At 68.2% G+C, this 15,670-nt stretch carries 14 protein-coding genes and 2 pseudogenes; 12 read left to right on the forward strand and 4 right to left on the reverse strand.

Annotation, left to right across the window (positions count from 1 at the left end; translation table 11 throughout):
* The first annotated feature begins 61 nt into the window (after positions 1 to 61).
* The 3 genes from KI385_RS00395 to KI385_RS00405 are packed head-to-tail and all read left to right on the forward strand — an operon-like array spanning position 62 to position 2,783.
* On the forward strand, positions 62 to 706 hold the full coding sequence (locus KI385_RS00395) for a helix-turn-helix transcriptional regulator (protein WP_238570242.1): 645 nt from the start codon (positions 62 to 64) through the stop codon (positions 704 to 706).
* Between the two features lie 5 nt (positions 707 to 711).
* Positions 712 to 1,845, forward strand: a complete 1,134-nt coding sequence (locus tag KI385_RS00400) for an aminotransferase class I/II-fold pyridoxal phosphate-dependent enzyme (protein ID WP_238570243.1) — start codon at positions 712 to 714, stop codon at positions 1,843 to 1,845.
* Positions 1,842 to 2,783: an ornithine cyclodeaminase family protein gene (locus KI385_RS00405; protein ID WP_238570244.1), complete on the forward strand. Its 942-nt coding sequence runs from the start codon at positions 1,842 to 1,844 to the stop codon at positions 2,781 to 2,783. The genes KI385_RS00400 and KI385_RS00405 overlap by 4 nt, the downstream gene beginning before the upstream one ends.
* A gap of 172 nt (positions 2,784 to 2,955) precedes the next feature.
* Here KI385_RS00405 and KI385_RS00410 read toward each other — a convergent pair whose 3' ends face one another.
* Complete coding sequence (locus KI385_RS00410; protein WP_238577504.1) at positions 2,956 to 3,393, reverse strand: Lrp/AsnC family transcriptional regulator; 438 nt, start codon at positions 3,391 to 3,393, stop codon at positions 2,956 to 2,958.
* A 97-nt stretch (positions 3,394 to 3,490) separates the two neighbouring features.
* On the opposite strand from KI385_RS00410, the gene KI385_RS00415 reads away from it, so the two are divergent.
* The 9 genes and pseudogenes from KI385_RS00415 to KI385_RS44395 form a co-directional block, all read left to right on the forward strand.
* Positions 3,491 to 4,408 (forward strand): SMP-30/gluconolactonase/LRE family protein, encoded by a 918-nt coding sequence (locus KI385_RS00415; protein ID WP_238570245.1) that lies wholly within the window; start codon positions 3,491 to 3,493, stop codon positions 4,406 to 4,408.
* 139 nt (positions 4,409 to 4,547) lie between these two features.
* Positions 4,548 to 5,138, forward strand: coding sequence for a lipoprotein (locus KI385_RS00420; RefSeq protein WP_238570246.1), 591 nt, complete (start codon positions 4,548 to 4,550; stop codon positions 5,136 to 5,138).
* A 451-nt stretch (positions 5,139 to 5,589) separates the two neighbouring features.
* Positions 5,590 to 6,123: a GNAT family N-acetyltransferase gene (locus KI385_RS00425; RefSeq protein WP_238570247.1), complete on the forward strand. Its 534-nt coding sequence runs from the start codon at positions 5,590 to 5,592 to the stop codon at positions 6,121 to 6,123.
* Between the two features lie 808 nt (positions 6,124 to 6,931).
* Positions 6,932 to 7,075, forward strand: a complete 144-nt coding sequence (locus KI385_RS00430) for a hypothetical protein (protein ID WP_238570248.1) — start codon at positions 6,932 to 6,934, stop codon at positions 7,073 to 7,075.
* A 62-nt stretch (positions 7,076 to 7,137) separates the two neighbouring features.
* The gene (gene melC1, locus KI385_RS00435; protein WP_238570249.1) at positions 7,138 to 7,596 is read left to right on the forward strand and encodes an apotyrosinase chaperone MelC1; all 459 of its coding nucleotides are present in this window, start codon (positions 7,138 to 7,140) and stop codon (positions 7,594 to 7,596) included.
* 41 nt (positions 7,597 to 7,637) lie between these two features.
* Positions 7,638 to 8,456 carry a tyrosinase MelC2 gene (melC2, locus tag KI385_RS00440; protein WP_238570250.1) on the forward strand — a complete coding sequence of 273 codons (819 nt, stop codon included), beginning with the start codon at positions 7,638 to 7,640 and terminating at the stop codon, positions 8,454 to 8,456.
* A 92-nt stretch (positions 8,457 to 8,548) separates the two neighbouring features.
* Positions 8,549 to 8,830, forward strand: a pseudogene (locus KI385_RS44390) (IS5/IS1182 family transposase); the annotation flags it as partial.
* A gap of 747 nt (positions 8,831 to 9,577) precedes the next feature.
* Positions 9,578 to 10,678 (forward strand): PP2C family protein-serine/threonine phosphatase, encoded by a 1,101-nt coding sequence (locus tag KI385_RS00450; protein WP_238570251.1) that lies wholly within the window; start codon positions 9,578 to 9,580, stop codon positions 10,676 to 10,678.
* A gap of 5 nt (positions 10,679 to 10,683) precedes the next feature.
* Positions 10,684 to 10,870: pseudogene (locus KI385_RS44395) on the forward strand (transposase); the annotation flags it as partial.
* A 169-nt stretch (positions 10,871 to 11,039) separates the two neighbouring features.
* On the opposite strand, the gene KI385_RS00455 reads toward KI385_RS44395, so the two are convergent.
* From KI385_RS00455 to KI385_RS00465, 3 genes are all read right to left on the reverse strand, one after another.
* A complete protein-coding gene (locus tag KI385_RS00455) occupies positions 11,040 to 11,930 on the reverse strand; it encodes a DUF2268 domain-containing putative Zn-dependent protease (protein ID WP_238570252.1) in 891 nt (296 codons plus the stop codon).
* A gap of 192 nt (positions 11,931 to 12,122) precedes the next feature.
* Entirely contained in the window at positions 12,123 to 13,784 is a 1,662-nt protein-coding gene (locus KI385_RS00460) for a hypothetical protein (RefSeq protein WP_238570253.1), read from the reverse strand.
* A 172-nt stretch (positions 13,785 to 13,956) separates the two neighbouring features.
* Entirely contained in the window at positions 13,957 to 15,648 is a 1,692-nt protein-coding gene (locus KI385_RS00465) for a DUF6895 family protein (protein ID WP_238570254.1), read from the reverse strand.
* Positions 15,649 to 15,670: the final 22 nt, after the last annotated feature.

The following is a 15,670-nucleotide window of genomic DNA, read 5'->3' on the forward strand; positions in this document are numbered from 1 at the left end:
TGCACTCGCTGCCCACATCCAGCCATGGACTTTTTATCCAGTCTGGACGTACAGTCCAAACATGGGGAACGCGAAAGAGGGCCGGGACCCTCGTGTGCAGAAATGGGCGCCGGTGTGCCAAGCCGTCGCGCTGTTGCTCGGCCCGTACGCCGAGGTCGTCCTACATGATCCGGACACCGACCAGGTCCTGGAGATCTGGAATCCGATGACCTCCCGCGGCCCGGGGGATCCTTCGCTGCTCGGCGAACTGGATGAGCTCGATCCGTCGGCGCAGGACGTGTTCGGGCCGTACGAGAAACTGCTTGCGGACGGCCGCCGTCTGTCATCGGTGAGCGCGGTCCTGCGGGATGCGCAGGACCGGCCGTCGGCGGTGCTGTGCATCAATCTCGACCGCACGCCACTGGAACAGGCCTCGGCCGTTCTGTCCGCCTTCGGAGCCCCGACCGTCCAGCGCCCCCAGCCGTTGTTCGAGCAGGACTGGTCCGAGCGTATCCAGCACATCATCGGCAGCTACGTCCGCGAAACAGGTCGCCCCGTTGAACGCATGACCCGCCAGGACCGCCTGGCCGTCCTCGGTCGACTGGACGAGGCCCGGGTGTTTGCTGTGCGACGCGCCGCCCCGGTCGTCGCCGGCGCCCTGCGGGTGTCCCGGTCCACCGTCTACGGCCTGCTGGCCGAGTTCAGAACACCAAACGCAAAGGACTGACGACCATGACCCGGCTGCCCGACTTCCGCCTGGAAACGTACTTCTCCCGCTGGGAGTTCACCGCCCGCCACCACCTCACGGCCTCCGACGTCCAGACCATGACGCTCGGCGAACTGCTCGCGCTGGCCGACGACAAGGACCGCGATGCCTTCGAGAACCTGTCGCTGGGCTACACCGAGACGTTCGGCGACCCGGCCCTGCGCGAGGTGATCGCCCAGACGTACGAGCACGCCGACGCAGACGACGTCATCTGCTTCGCAGGCGCCGAGGAAGCCCTCTACCTGGCGATGAACGTCCTGCTCGGCTCGGGTGACCACGCGGTGGTGGTGACCCCGAACTACCAGGCCGCCGAGACCGTGCCGCTGGCGCTGTGCGAGGTCACCGGCGTGGCTCTCGATGCGGACCGGGACTGGGCCCTGGACCTCGACAAGGTAGCGGCGGCGATCCGGCCGAACACCCGGGTCGTCTCGGTGAACTTCCCCAACAACCCCACCGGCAAGGTCCTCGACGCCGCCGATTTCATCGCGCTGGCCCGCCTGTGCGACGAGCGCGGCATCCACCTCTTCAGCGACGAGGTCTACCGCGGCCTGGAGCGCGACCCGGCCCGTATCCTGCCGCAAGCCGCCGACCTCTCCGAGCGCGCACTGTCCTTGAACGTGACCTCGAAGTCCCTGGGGCTGCCCGGGCTGCGCATCGGCTGGATCACCTGCCGCGACCGCGCGCTGCGCTCGCGTCTGGAGCGGGCCAAGCACTACACCACCATCTGCAACTCCGCGCCCAGCGAGGTCCTGGCCCGCATCGCGCTGAAGGCCCGCGAGACGATCCTGGACCGCAACCGGGCCCTGATCACGGCCAACCTGCCGGCTTTCGACGAGTTCTTCGCCGAGTTCGCCGACGACTTCGAGTGGCAGGCGCCGGACGGCGGATGCGTCGCCTACCCCCGCTACCTCGGCGCCGACGGGGTCGAGAAGTTCTGCACCCGCCTGGTGGAGGAAGCCGGCGTCCTGCTGCTGCCCGCGAGCATCTACCACTCCGAACTCACCGCCACCCCCGCCGACCGGTTCCGCATCGGCATCGGCCGCCGCAACCCGGAAGAGGGCCTGGCAGCCTTCGCCGACTGGATGCGAGCGCACCGGTGACCCTCCCCGCTTTCGACACTGCCGCCATCAAAAAGGCCGCCACCCCACAGCTGGTCCTCGACACCATCCGTGACGCGCTGATCGCTCATGCCGAAGGCCGCACCAGTGTGCCGCCGCCACTGCACATGGACTTCCCTCAAGCCGACGGGGACTGCCACGTCAAAGCCGGCTGGATCACCGGCGCCGCCGACTTCACCGTCAAGATCGCGACCGGCTTCTACGGCAATCCCCGGCTCGGCCTTCCGTCCAACCACGGTCTGGTCTGCGTCGTCAGCGCCCGCACCGGACAGGTGCACGCGCTCCTCGACGACCAGGGTCTGCTGACCGCTTGGCGCACCGCCGCCGCGGGCGCGCTGATCACCCATGCCATGGCTCGGCCCACCGCCGCCACGCTGGCCGTCTTCGGCACCGGCGAACAGGCCCGCCTCCAGGCGTCCTGGCTGGCCAAGCTCCGCCCGGTCGGCATGGTGCTGGTACACGGCCGCAACCCGCACAAAGCCAACGCCCTGTGCGACGAGCTCAACGCACGCGGCCTGAACGCCCGGCCTGCTTCGGCGCAAGAGGCGGCCGAAGCCGACATGATCATCACCACGACTCCGGCAACAGCCCCCGTCCTGGATGCCGCCCAGGTACGCGAGGGCTCACACGTGACCGGCATCGGCACGGACATGCCGCACAAGAACGAGCTGCCGCCGGCGCTCTTTCGTCGCGCACGCCTCATCGCAACCGACGACCACGCCCAGTGCCTCGACCACGGTGACTTCGGCCACGCCGTCCGCGCCGGGGCCGCCGCCCAGGACGGCGACATCGCAGCCGGCCTGCTGCTCAAAGCGCCCGTCGACCGGCCGGACACTGCGATCACGGTCGCCGACCTCACCGGCGTCGGAGCACTCGACGCGGCACTCGCCTCGGCCGTCCTCGGGCGACTCCTGCGGTGAACACCCAGGAGGTGGACGGGCCGTGACCGTCCATAACAACAAGCCGGAAATAACCTCAGGCGAACCAGCCTTCTCGAGACCGTGCCCGCGGCCGGACACCGAAGACTCACTGTCCCGGACACACGACTGGCCAAGCCGTTCACGGTAGGGCGCATCCCGGCGCCCCGCAGCATCACCCGGCGCAAACCGGCCTTTCGAAAAAGGTCTCCAGCGCGACCGTCGCCTGTGTCCCGTTCACGCCCTCGATCGCGTACAGCCGTCGCAGGACCTCCTGCAGTTGCTCGGTGGTGGCCGTGCGCACCTTGACGAGGACGGAGGCAGCGCCGGCGATGATGTGGGCTTCCTGAATCTCCGGGATGGCGGCGAAGGATTCGGCCGAATCCCCCATCCAGGCCGACGAGTCGACCATGACGAAGGCGAGCACGCCCCGCCCGAGGGCGGCCGGATCGGCCTCCACGGTCGTACGGCGGATGACACCGCGTTCACGCAGCTTGCGTACGCGGTCATGAGCCGCGCCGGCCGACAGGCCGACCGCCTTGCCGAGCACCGCGTAGGCCTGTGTGGCGTCGCGCTGAAGCTCCGCGATCAGCGCCCTGTCGACGTCGTCCACGATCCCGTTGACCATACCCATATCTCCACCATATCCAGTTCGAACACACTAAGATCGCAGCGAATGCGATTCGGCTGCAATCGAGTAGGGGTGGACCATGTCCGGCGAGATACTCAACAATCTGTACGAGATCCTGGACGAGCGCTTTCGCACCGGGAGGTGCACCAACGGCGACGCACGGCTTGAGCGGCTGCACGCCGACTGCCGTTGGGCCGAGGGACCGCTCTATCTGCCCGCCTGGCGGCAGCTGATCTGGAGCGACATCCCCAACGACCGCCTGTTGCGCTGGGACGAGACAACGGGCGCGATCGGCGTCTTCCGCTCCCCCGCCGGGCACGTCAACGGCAACACCCTCGACCGCGAGAGCCGGCTGGTGAGCTGCGAGCAGGGCAACCGGCGGGTCACCCGCACCGAGCACGACGGCCGCGTCACCGTGCTCGCCGACCGCTTCGAGGGCAAGCGCCTCAACAGCCCGAACGACGCAGTCGTACGCTCCGACGGCTCGGTCTGGTTCACGGACCCCGACTTCGGGATCACCAGCGACTACGAGGGACACCGCGCCGAGAGCGAGATCGGCACCTGCGACGTCTATCGGATCGACCCGGTGACAGGCGAGGTCCGCCGGGTCGCGGACGGTTTCGGCGGACCGAACGGCCTGGCCTTCTCGCCGGACGAAAGGCAGTTGTACGTCGCCGACACGCGCGCCCGCCACATCCGCGTCTTCGACGTCCACGAGGATCGCACCCTCTCGGACGGCAAGGTCTTCGCCGAGCGCACCGACGGCGGCTTCGACAACATCCGCTTCGACAACGAAGGACGACTGTGGGCCGCCGCGTTCGACGACGGCGTGCACTGCTACCACCCCGACGGCACCCTCATCGGCAGGCTGCACGTGCCCGAGCCGGTCTCCAACATCGCCTTCGGCGGCCCGAAGAACAACCGGCTGTTCATCACGGCAACGACCTCGCTGTACTCACTCATGATGGCTGTGACAGGCCTGCCCCGGGTGCGGTGACCGCTGTACGACCGTGACGCCGCCACCCTCCCGGCCAGCGCATCGTGCCCAGCGCACCACTGGCCAACTCAGCCACTCAGCGCCCCCGCGCTGAGACGCGGCACCCACGCCACGTACCGGCCCGTCGCGCGGGTTCCGGATGCGAAGGCAGATACGAGGGGCGCTGGGTGCCGCGCTGCTGGCGGGGGCAGTCTTCGGTTGTGCGGGCGGGGACAGCGGCGCGGGCGGGGACGGCCCCGCAGTCGCGTCGATCGGGGGTGCCGGTTCGGCGTGTGCCCTGCCGGTGACGTTCGACGTGGCGAAGCCCTGGAAGACGAAGCGGACCGAGCCGGTCAACGACAGCAGCTCGTGGTTCCACTTCTCACACGCATGCGAGATCGAGGCCGGGACAGGGGACGCGAAGGTGACTCTCTCCGTCCACACCCCCGACGGGCCTGTCGGCGACAGCCCTCAGAAGGTGATGGATTCCTTCCAGGGCGCAGGCCTGGCCAACTACGGTGAGCACACGAGCGACTATCACTACAACAAGTCAAAGGTCGCTTCGAGTCCTGCCCTGGAGATGGACTATCGGATGAGCCCGCCGGATTTACAGATCAAGCCCTCACGGCACCGGCGTCTCGCAGTGGTGACGCCCAAGGGAACGGTCGTCCTGTCGGCGGACGGAAGCGAGGGCCCCGCATCGCGGGCGTTCCAGCTCGCGAAGTCCTCCATGAAGGTCACATCCTCCTGATGCTCCGTCAGATACGGCGGATCTCCCCGGGGTCCCAGGACGGCAACACCGCCAAAGGCGAGGATCAACAGGACCCCAGGAAGAGAGCAAACGCAGCCGCCGGCAGATAGCTGACTCGCCGCTTCCAAACGGCGTGGAGCTCTTCAGTGAAGGAACGACGCAGCAGCAGCCAACTGCTGCGGAGTGCACAGACGATCACTCCCAGACTGGCTGAAAATCCCAGGCCGCGCACCTCCGGCCGGCCTTCGCACAGCTTGAGATCCACGCCGCCCGGGCCTGGCAGATGCGGGCCCTGTCCTTCGGGTATGAGCTGCGCAGCGATCCACGCAGCACTCGATGTTCCCCCGTCACGGTGTGGGCTGCAGGCGGCCTGATGTCTTGGGGGCCTGGAACGGCAGCACGGCAGGTGCCGATTACCGCTGAGGCTCTTGCCTTGGGCAGGATGGGCGCCATGACCGAGATTCGCACCCCCCGCCTCCTGCTCCGTCGCTGGCATGACGACGACCTCACGCCTATGGCGGACATCAACGCTGACCCGCGGGTCATGCACTGGATCGACGACGGTTCGGTGCTCGACCTGGACCACACGGCGGAGGACATCGAGCGGTGGGAGGAGGAGTGGGACGAGGAGGGCTTCGGTCTCTTCGCCGTCGAGCTGCTGGCCTCGGGGGAACTGGCCGGTTTCACGGGTCTGTCCGTGCCCGAGTTCCTGCCCGAGGTAGGGCCCGCCGTGGCGATCAGCTGGCGGCTCGGCTCACAGTTCTGGGGCCAGGGATACGCGTCCGAAGCCGCTCAAGCCACGCTGGAGTTCGCGCTCCAGGACCGTGGCCTCGACCGCGTCATCAGCATCAGCCGGGTGGGTGACGATGCCTCCGAGAACGTCATCCGCAAGCTCGGCATGGTGCTGGAACGCGAGACGGAACACCCGGTGTACGGTTTTCCGCTGCGCGTTCACGCCATCGATCTCACCGAGTTCCAGGCGTGAGCCGACCGATCCGTCCGATCATCACGAGACAGCCGACCGGTCCCCATACGTCCTCGATACGTCCTCGACGACAGTGACCGCCGCGCGGTGGGACACCCAGAGGACGCCGAAACCCACCGCGGAGTCCGGCAACGCAAAGAGCGGTCGCGCAGCCGGGCGGCGTTACGGGCCTCACGCGCGGCGCGGGCCAGCCGCTCGGCTTGCTCGGTCTCGGACATCACCGGGACCAGCCATAGTTCCTTGACCGCGACGTCGATGCGCAGGGCCTCGTCGCGGGCCGTCCAGACCCGTCCGAATCCCCCTGAGCCAAGTTCGGAGACCAGCCGATAGCGGCCGCCGATCACCTGGCCCGGTCGCGTGCTCTGTGCCACGGCCACCCCCGCCTTGATCCAGATCCGGTCCAGGAAGGGCACACCATGGGTCATGGTGAGAGTGACCAGGCCTCACCGGACTGCCCTGCAAGGGCCAGTGGCCGTGGCGCCCCAGGTCTTGGCGTCCACGATGCGGCGGTGGTTGTTGCGCAGGTCGCGGTGTCACCGTCGTTGTCCCAGACGTAGGCGCGGCGGTCCTGCTCGCAAGTTCCCGTTCCGAGCCGGCAGGGCTCAACACGTGAGGATTCAAGGGCCAGTTCACTGCCACGTCGTAGCAGCGCGCGGGCCTCAAACCCCGCGCGCCCGAAGCCCCCCGCATTCGCGCCGAGTTCCGGCCGTGCGGGGTCTCACGGTTTCGATCGCGCGAGAAAAGAATCCGCGGCGGATGGCGGCCACCATCGCGGAATATCCGGTTCCGCGGCTATGTGCGACGGGGCATGAGCACGATCGCCGCCGTTGAATCCTGCACCTTCGCCCAGGTGTTGTCTCGTTCGTTGCCTGATTCGCCGGTGCAACTTGATGATCCGTTCGTCCCTGCCAGCATGTGGCGGCGCGGGCCGACTGTCGGCGCGCCGGCTTGAAGAGCCGAATCTTCTGCGGCCCTGCCCCGGAAGAGGAGCCGAGACGAACAGAGGAGTGGAACATGTCGCGTCCCACCCGACGCCAGGTGCTGCACAGCAGCGCCGCGGCCCTGGCCGGGGCGGCGCTCGCCGCACCGGTCGCCTTCGCCAACACCGCTGCCGCCCGCCCCGCCGACGGCCACGGACACTTGGCGGGGCACGGGCACTCCGGTGGTCACGAGATGCCGGAGCCCTTCGACGAGATGTACCAGGGCCGCCACATCGAGGGCTGGCCGGCAGACGAGGGAGGTTCGGAGAACGGAGGCCATGGGGATCACCACGCCGGCCAGGCCGGCCCGCACGAGGGCATGGACTTCGTCGTCCGCATCGACAACGACGACCTCCATGTGATGCGGAACGCGGACGGCACCTGGATAAGCCTGGTGAACCACTACGAGACGTTCACCACGCCACGCGCCTTGGCGCGCGCCGCCGTTCGTGAACTCCAGGGCGCCGCTCTGGTCCCCGTCGTAACCGGCTGAGGCCTGCCCCCTGACCGTCCCCCCACCGAGGAGTCCTCGACATGGCAGTCCGGAAGAACCAGGCGGACCTCACCGCCACCGAAAAGCGGAACTTCGTCGATGCGGTGCTGGAGCTCAAGCGCACCGGCCGCTACGACGAGTTCATCAGCACCCACAACGCCTTCATCATCGGTGACACCGACGACGGAGAGCGGACCGGCCACCGGTCACCGTCATTCCTTCCCTGGCACCGCAGGTTCCTGCTGCAGTTCGAACAGGCCCTGCAGAGCATCACGCCGTCGGTCATGCTGCCTTACTGGGACTGGACCGCCGACCGCACACCCCGCAGCCCCCTGTGGGCCGACGACTTCCTCGGCGGTGACGGGCGGAGCGGCGACGGCCGGGTGACCTCGGGGCCGTTCGCCTTCGGCAACGGCAACTGGCCGATGAACATACGGGTGGACGGCCGGACGTTCCTGCGCCGCTCGCTCGGCACCGGGGTCCGCGAACTGCCGACCCGAGCCGAGGTCGACCGGGTGCTCGCCATGACCGTCTACGACGCCGCCCCCTGGAACAGCTCGTCCGACGGCTTCCGCAACAACGTCGAGGGCTGGCGCGGTCCGAATCTGCACAACCGGGTGCACGTCTGGGTCGGCGGGCAGATGACCACCGGCGCCTCGCCCAACGACCCGGTCTTCTGGCTGCACCACTGCTTCATCGACAAGCTCTGGGCCGAATGGCAGAGGATGCACCCCAAGTCGGGGTATCTGCCGACCGGCGACACACCCGATGTCGTCGACCTCCACGACACGATGAAGCCATGGAACGACGTCACCCCGGCGGACCTGCTGGACCACACCAAGTTCTACAATTATGCATGACAGGTCCCTGACATATGCCGTGACAGGGACCTGATCGCGGCACTGTCCGGGGCCGGACCGCGGCACCGGATCCCCGTCCGCCACCGCGGGCCGCCCTGGACTCGACCGTTTGCCGTGCTCACCAGCATGCTGCCGGTGCGCGAAGACGTGCACCGCGCTTCGCGGGCAAGCGAACCCGCCCCGCGGGGCATCGCCCGGATGAGGCTCCGGGACGCTCCCGGGGCGGCCTGACGACGAAGATCCACCTGGCCGGTGAGGGCGGCCGACCCCCTGTAGCCCTGCTGGTGACCCCAGGTCAGTGGGGTGACGGCCCGCAGATGATCACGGTCCTCGATCGCATCCGCGTTCCCCGTTCAAGCGGCACAGGCCCACCGCCACAACCGTGGCAGCGCAGGTGGTGGGCCCGCCGGCTTCAACCGCGAGCTGTACCCCACCGGCCAGCCCCTGGTGCTGCCACGCCGGCGGCAACAACCGACCTCACATCGCTGCGCGTATATCCGGGACATGCACCCCTCGCTGGACGTTCAGCGCCTCATGGTGGGCGGAGCAGCGATCCGTTCCATCCCGTCTGAATGCGGCGTGGTGCTGCCATCGGGCGCGCAGGGCGGTGAGGTCGGCGCACCAGCTCATCACCGGCAGCTACCGCGACCAGCTCGGCGAGCGGTGCTCTCCTGGGCCGTCAGGGCGAGGCCGACGTTCGTCGTCGAATGGCCGCGCTGCCGGACCGCTCATCGCCACGCGTATGCATCGCGTGACCGACGGTTCACCGATCGTGTCGAACGGATGTGCCGGAGCGGCTCCCTGCCCACGATCACCTCAGGATCGCGCCGCCTCGTCCCGCCCTGGCCCGCCTCGTCCCGCCCTGGCCTGGCCTGGCCCGGCCCGGCCCGGCCTGGCCGTGAAGCCCGACCCGGTGGAGTCCGATGACCGGCCGATGACGGGAAAAGTGCGGGTGAACCGCCCTTGGCCACGGGTGGGAGTGCGCCTGCAACGAGCACGTCTGGCTCACAAGGCGTATATGTGAAGCCATTGGAAGTACTAACAGGGTGCGGTAATCCAAACCGTGCGGTGGCTCCGTTCATTCCGGGTTGCGAGCGTGGCCCGGCAGCAGGAGATGCACTGTGAAAGTCCTGCAACCCACGCTGGCGAAGGTGCCGTGGATACTCGCGGCGCTGGCCCTCGTGGCCGGCGTCCTGCTGGACCTTTTCGCGCCACAGCCGTACACGGGCCTCCCGCTGCTGGCCGCCGCACCGCTCGTCGCGGGCGCCACGCTCTCCTTCCGCTCCGCGCTCGCCGTCGTATGTGTCACGTGCGTGGTCTCGGTGGCGGTGGATATCGAACGCGGACGTCCGGCGACGCCATTGTTCGTCGATCTGGCCGTGGTCGGCCTGATCGGCGTGCTGGCTCTCGCGGTCAACCGGCTCATTGTGCGGCAAGGGCGCGATCTGGCGCTGGCCAGGGATGTCGCAGAGGCGGTCCAGCGGGCGGTGCTCCCGGACCCGCCGAGGGAGGCCGGGCCGCTGGCCGTGGCTGCGGGGTATACGGCGGCGCAGGCCGAGGCGCGGATCGGCGGTGATTTCTTCGTGGTGCAGGAGACGCCGTTCGGGGTGCGGATGATCATTGGCGATGTGCGGGGCAAAGGTATTGCGGCTGTCGCAGCCGTGTCGGTCGCGATCGGAGCGTTCCGTCAGGAGGCCGAGTACGCTCCCACCTTGGTCACGCTGGGACAGCGGATGGACGAGGCGCTGGCCAGAGCAGCGGCCCGGAGCGGCCCGGTGATCTCCACGGAGGGCTTCACCACCGCCGTACTGGCCGAGGTCTCCGCCGAAGGCGAGGTACTGAGCCTGGTGAACCGTGGGCATCCGCCTCCGTACCTGGTGCACGACGGACAGTTCGTACGGCTCGACCCGACCGCCCCGCAGCTACCCCTCGGGGTGGGGCTGGGCGATATCGCCCCTGCGGTCTCCGTGCCTGTCGATGTGGTGCGGCTGCCCCCGGGGGCCTCGCTGCTACTGGTGACTGACGGTGTCACCGAGGCGCGGGACAAGCGGGGGACTTTCTATGATCCGGTCTCCTCAGGGCGCATGCACAGGCGGTTCAGGGACCCCGATGCGCTGGTGGATGCCCTCGCCAAAGACGTCGACCGCTGGACCGAGGGGGAACACGAGGACGACATGGCCATCCTGGTGGTCACCAGGCGCCGCCCTCCCCGCGCCGCCTGATGACTCACCTGATGCCGCCGATGAAGGAGTTCGTCGCAGCGGAACAAGGACTGGCCGACCGTCTTCCAGCTGCCCTCCTACGCCCCCGATCTCAACCCGCAGGAAGGCATCTGGGCCCTGGTCAAGCACGGCATCGGCAACCTCGCGGCCGCCAACGTCGACCACTTGGCCAAGACCGTCCGAAACCGCCTCAACCCCTGGGCACCGCTCTGAGCTGGGGTTGCGCCAGTCTTCGGCGGTGGCTGGCCGAGTTCTCTGCACCGGTCCACACCTGGCACGCGCCTACACGACGGGCCGGCCTTGCTCGCGTTCTCAACGGGCCCCGGACACCGCGCCCTTCTGGGCGCGACTGCCGGGGGGGTCACGCGCTGGTCGGCACGCCCGCGTTGACGAGTATCTCGCGCGCCGACAGGGCGGTGCTCTGGGCGGCGGTCAGACCGGAGGCCGCCAGGTGGGCGTCCACGATCCGCAGTCCAGCCCCGTACCCGGCGAAGTCCGGCAGTCCCACGGGCTGCTGCCCCATGCGCTGCGCGGTGGCATCGCCCAGCACATACGCGAGCAGGTTCTGCATCCCGGCCACGTCGATGTCGGCAGTGATCTTTTCGTAAGCGCTGTCCAGTCCGGCACCGGTCAGCGCCTTCGACCACGGGCCCATGGCCTGCTCGCCGGCCAGCTCCCGCACGAACGCCTCCGCCAGTCCCTCGGCGACGACATGTTCTCCCACCGTGACGGTCATCGGGTTCCAGACCACATTCGCATAGCGCACGTTGTGGTGGAGCTCGTGCGCGGCGCAGTGGCCGATCTTCTTCAGGCTCGTGTCGGTAGGCCACATCACCAGATGGATCGCACCCGGGAACCCGCCCATACCGAAGTAGCCGGCACTGCGGACCATCAGATGGTCGTCGTCGGGGTCGCCGAGCACCAGGACGACGTGCACGGTCTCGGCGTGCTTGATGCCGGGAACCGCACCGCTGATCCGCTGCCACGCGGTGGCGAGAGAGTCCTCGATCTGGTTCCACACCCCCGCGTCCTGCATCTGACGCAGGGCGGGCAAGTAGCGTGGGTCCTCACGGTCGAGTCGGAAGCCACTGTTGCCCTGACGGTGCATCTGGACCAGGTCCATATCACCCACTATGGACATCGCGCTCTGGAGCGGGCTGAGCATTTCTCGTAGGGCGTCGGGCCGCTCCTCCAACGGTCGCTGCAGGAGATCGAGCATGGCGGACGCGGTGTCGTGCACAACAATCTTCATGACTCAGGACCGTAGGGCCTCACGTTACGGGAGGAGCAAGCCGTGTTGCCGCGGCCGGCAATTGTGGAGCGAAGCGAGGTCACTGGCCGTCCGGCAGATGCCCGCAGCCAACTGAGCCGATCTTGGTGACATCTAGGGCCGATGTGCGGCCCCACCCCGCGCCGGGGCCGATCACCGATCCGCTCGGTTCGCTCAGCGCAGTTCCAGGCCGAGTTCCTTCTCCAGCACGGTCGCCTGTTCGGGCGTGGCAAAAACGAAGTAGCTCTCGTAGTTGGCGTCCCTGAGATGCACGAACTGGACCAGGTGAAATCGGCGCGTGTCGTCGCCGGGGTCGGGATCGACATGGCCGATGAATTCCATGATCGCCAGGTGGTCGAGGTACTCATCCGACTGGTGCTCGGTCTGTTGGGTCACCAAGACGCCGTTGCGGGCGAACTCCAGGACCTCGCCGTACTCGCCACCGTGCAGCCTGACGTCGGTGATGGTGACCGCGCCGTCGGTGAGTGCCGCGGCCTCCTCCAGAATGCCCCTGTAGCTCTCCTCCAGATCGTCGACATCATCCCCGTGGGCCGAGATCGCCACACCGAACGCTTCGAGCGCGTCGGGCACTTCATGGGGTGGCAGCTCATCGTGCGCGAACTCGGCGTACTTCGCGAGCACGCTGTCGACCTTCTCCCGAGACGCCATGCCCATCCGCGTCAGGAGCGCTCCCACGTGTGCGTACGAGGACGACCTGAACCAGAACAGCACGTCCCACAGACTTTCGCCTTCCTCCCGCTTCCCGTCCACCTCCTCCCCGAAGAGCAGCTCACGCAGGCACCCCAGGGGAATCGCCGCGCCCCCGACCCGCTTGTCCGGCTGATCCACGAACGGCACCTCGGTCCACACGCTTTCCCGTGATCCCGGGGCCCCGGGCTCGGTGTCCGGATCGAACGGGATGTACTGCCACACCGCCCCCTTGTTCCGCCGGATCACCTCGCCCATATACCAGCAGGCGCCCTGCACGAACGGCTCGTTCCGCGAGGCGTCGAATTCCTCCACCGTGGTGAATCGCTGCCTCACGACGGCTTCCAACCAGTCCAACGTGCCGGGGTGGAAATTCCACCTCCACGCTCCGTCGAACGCGTCCTCGGCCCAGGCCTGGAGCGCTTCCCTCCGCTCGGCCAGCCACGCCGTCAGCACCGGATCCTCCGGCAGCGGTGCCGTGGGGTCCACATGCGGCGTGTGCTCCTTGACCGCCTCCCACACCGGAACCGCGTGCTGCCGGGCCGTCACGGCCTGCCGCAGCCGCTCGATCTCCTCGGCGAACGCGGTCCCGGTGCGGACTCGGAGGGCGTATGAGATCAGCAGCTTCGGTGCGACGGGCGAGAGTTCCAGTTCCGGGTCCGGCCAGACGACAGGCTGCCCCGGGAGATCATCGACCGGCCGAGTGTTCCAGCCCCAGGCGCCGCCCGCGATGCCGAGCAGGACTTCACCGAGATAGGCGATCGCACTCTCCACGAACTCCTTCTGCTTCTCGGCGTCTTGGACGGAGTCGTGGTGCTCCAGCAGGCGAGCCTCCAGAGCGTCAAGCGACTTGGGCGAGTAATCGAAGGGGAAATCCTCACCAAGGAGCACCTTCTCCAACAGCAGCAGCTGATACGGCAGATCGGCGATCCATTTCTGAAGCAGATGCTGCGGGGAGCTCTCCGGCTGTATCTCAGGAACCATGCGGACACTGTACGAGCGCACACTGACAGCGCCCGTTCGGCAAGTGGTGAGCCGACGGGAACTGAACCGCCCGGCCACAGCCGCAGGTTGTGTTGGCGCAGTGGGGTTGCCGCTGTGATCGATGTTGGGGTCCTTCACCTGCAAGGCTGCAGGTTGCGAGAGAACCTGCATTTTGGGTGAGAGACCCTTGGCTTGCCTTTCAGCCTCCGGTGTCGAACGGTGTCCCGAGCTTGATCACGGGCAATCGTCATCCGTCTCGGGCTTCGCTCTCCGCACGCAGCGTCTCATTGCGTTCCTCGGTGCCCTGCGGTCCGGGTCAGGGGTGCGACCGCGGGGCCGTGAGGGCCGTGCCGCAGGCCGTGTGCACGGCGGCCAGGGCGGTGATGACACTCTGGGTCCACGACAGCATTGTTCGTTCCCGAATTGCCGGATCGTCGCAGGCCGGGCGGCCGAAGGCACCGCAAGAGCTCTGCTGGGCGAGGAGAAACGCGACGGCGTCGCGGGTGATGCGGTGCTGCGCCCGCCCGGCGCGAGCGGAGTCCCGGACGATGCCGGCAATGTGCCCCAGGTGATAGTTCTTCCAGGCAGCGGGCAAGTCGGCGGCAGCCGTCCCCGGCGCTGAGTGCGGCGCGTCGGCTCCCTCGTCAATCAGTGCGGCCGCACGCCGAGGGGAGATCAGCCCCAGACCGACGAGGCGTTGGACGTTGTACGCCGCCTGCGGCGGCACCCTGTCCAGGAGTTCGACCGCGGCGGCGGTGGACTTGAGGAACATGTCGAGTGACGAGCATGTGATCCCGTGAGCCCGCAGACCGAACGCGAACTCACCCACGACCTCCATCCCGTGTCCCTGCCACACGCCCACGTCCGCGTCCGCGAGTCGTTCGGAGAAGTCGAGGAGCAGGGGACGAGCAAGCTCGGGTTCACCCAGCGCCTCGGCTGCATACGCGACGGCCGCTGCGGCCGGCAGGCACGTGGCCGGGTCGTGGCGCCGGCTCGTGCCGGCCAGCCACACCACTGCCCGCCGCAGCGGCTGCTCCACGGTCGGGCGGACCTCCGGCATGGACGGCCGACGCCTCCGCACCACCCTGGGACTGCGGTCCAGGAGCGCGGCCAGGGCCGCGACGATGGTGGTGTGGTAGCCGGTGGCCCAGTGTCGGTACGCGTCGTCGCCGTCGGCGAGTCCGGGGTGAACCACACCAGGCGGCCCGTTGACCCGCCCGTCGGCCTCTTGTGCCGCCGCCAGGAACTCCCATGCCCGGCGGGCTTCCTCGGAGTCTCTCGCTCCGAGGCACAGCAGGCAGCACAGAAGTTCCCCCACCAAGTCGGCATTCTCTTGGCCAAGGGTGAGATCGAGGAGCGCTTCGAGCAGTTCCACCGCCGCACCCGGATCGAAGTCTCGTGGCCAGTGGGGCTCGCGGAGACCGAAGTCCGTGGCGTAGAAGATCGTGTGGGTGATGGCGTAGATGTCGCGGTCGGCGAGCTTGACGACATTCGGGCTGTTGCAGAGCAGGGTGAACGGCAGGACATCGTCCATGGCCGGCAGCGTGTGCTGGACGCCGCACAGCTCCAGGGTGTGCAGCAGATCTAGCTGCCGGTACGGGATCCGCTCGAAGACCGCCGCATATCCTCCGGCCGCGGCCTGAGCGATGACTCGCCGGAACTCCGGGGCCTCGCGTCCGCAGAGTCGGAGTGCCGCATAGGTCCCCGCGTACAGCAGGAGGGCGGCTTCGTCCCGGGCGATCAGCTCCTGGTAGGAGGGGCGGGCCGCGATCCCCTCGACCTGATCGAGGAGAGCCGCGTAGTCGTCGTCCAGCGGTTCCGGGTCGAGGCGCGCCCGCAGCCCCACGAGGAAAGCGGTTTCGATGAGGGCTTTGCGGGCGAACAGCACCCGGTCCGTGGCGGCTTCGGCCGGATCGATCAGATTGCGGCGCGCAGCGAGCCAGGCGACCGACCGGGTCTCCACCGCGCGCCTTTGTGACGATCCGTCACCGGGTTGCGTCATGTCCATCGGATGCCTCCCGGCGATCGGC

Origin of the sequence: Streptomyces inhibens (genome assembly GCF_022221585.1) — a bacterium.
GTDB classification, from domain to species: Bacteria; Actinomycetota; Actinomycetes; order Streptomycetales; family Streptomycetaceae; genus Streptomyces; species Streptomyces inhibens.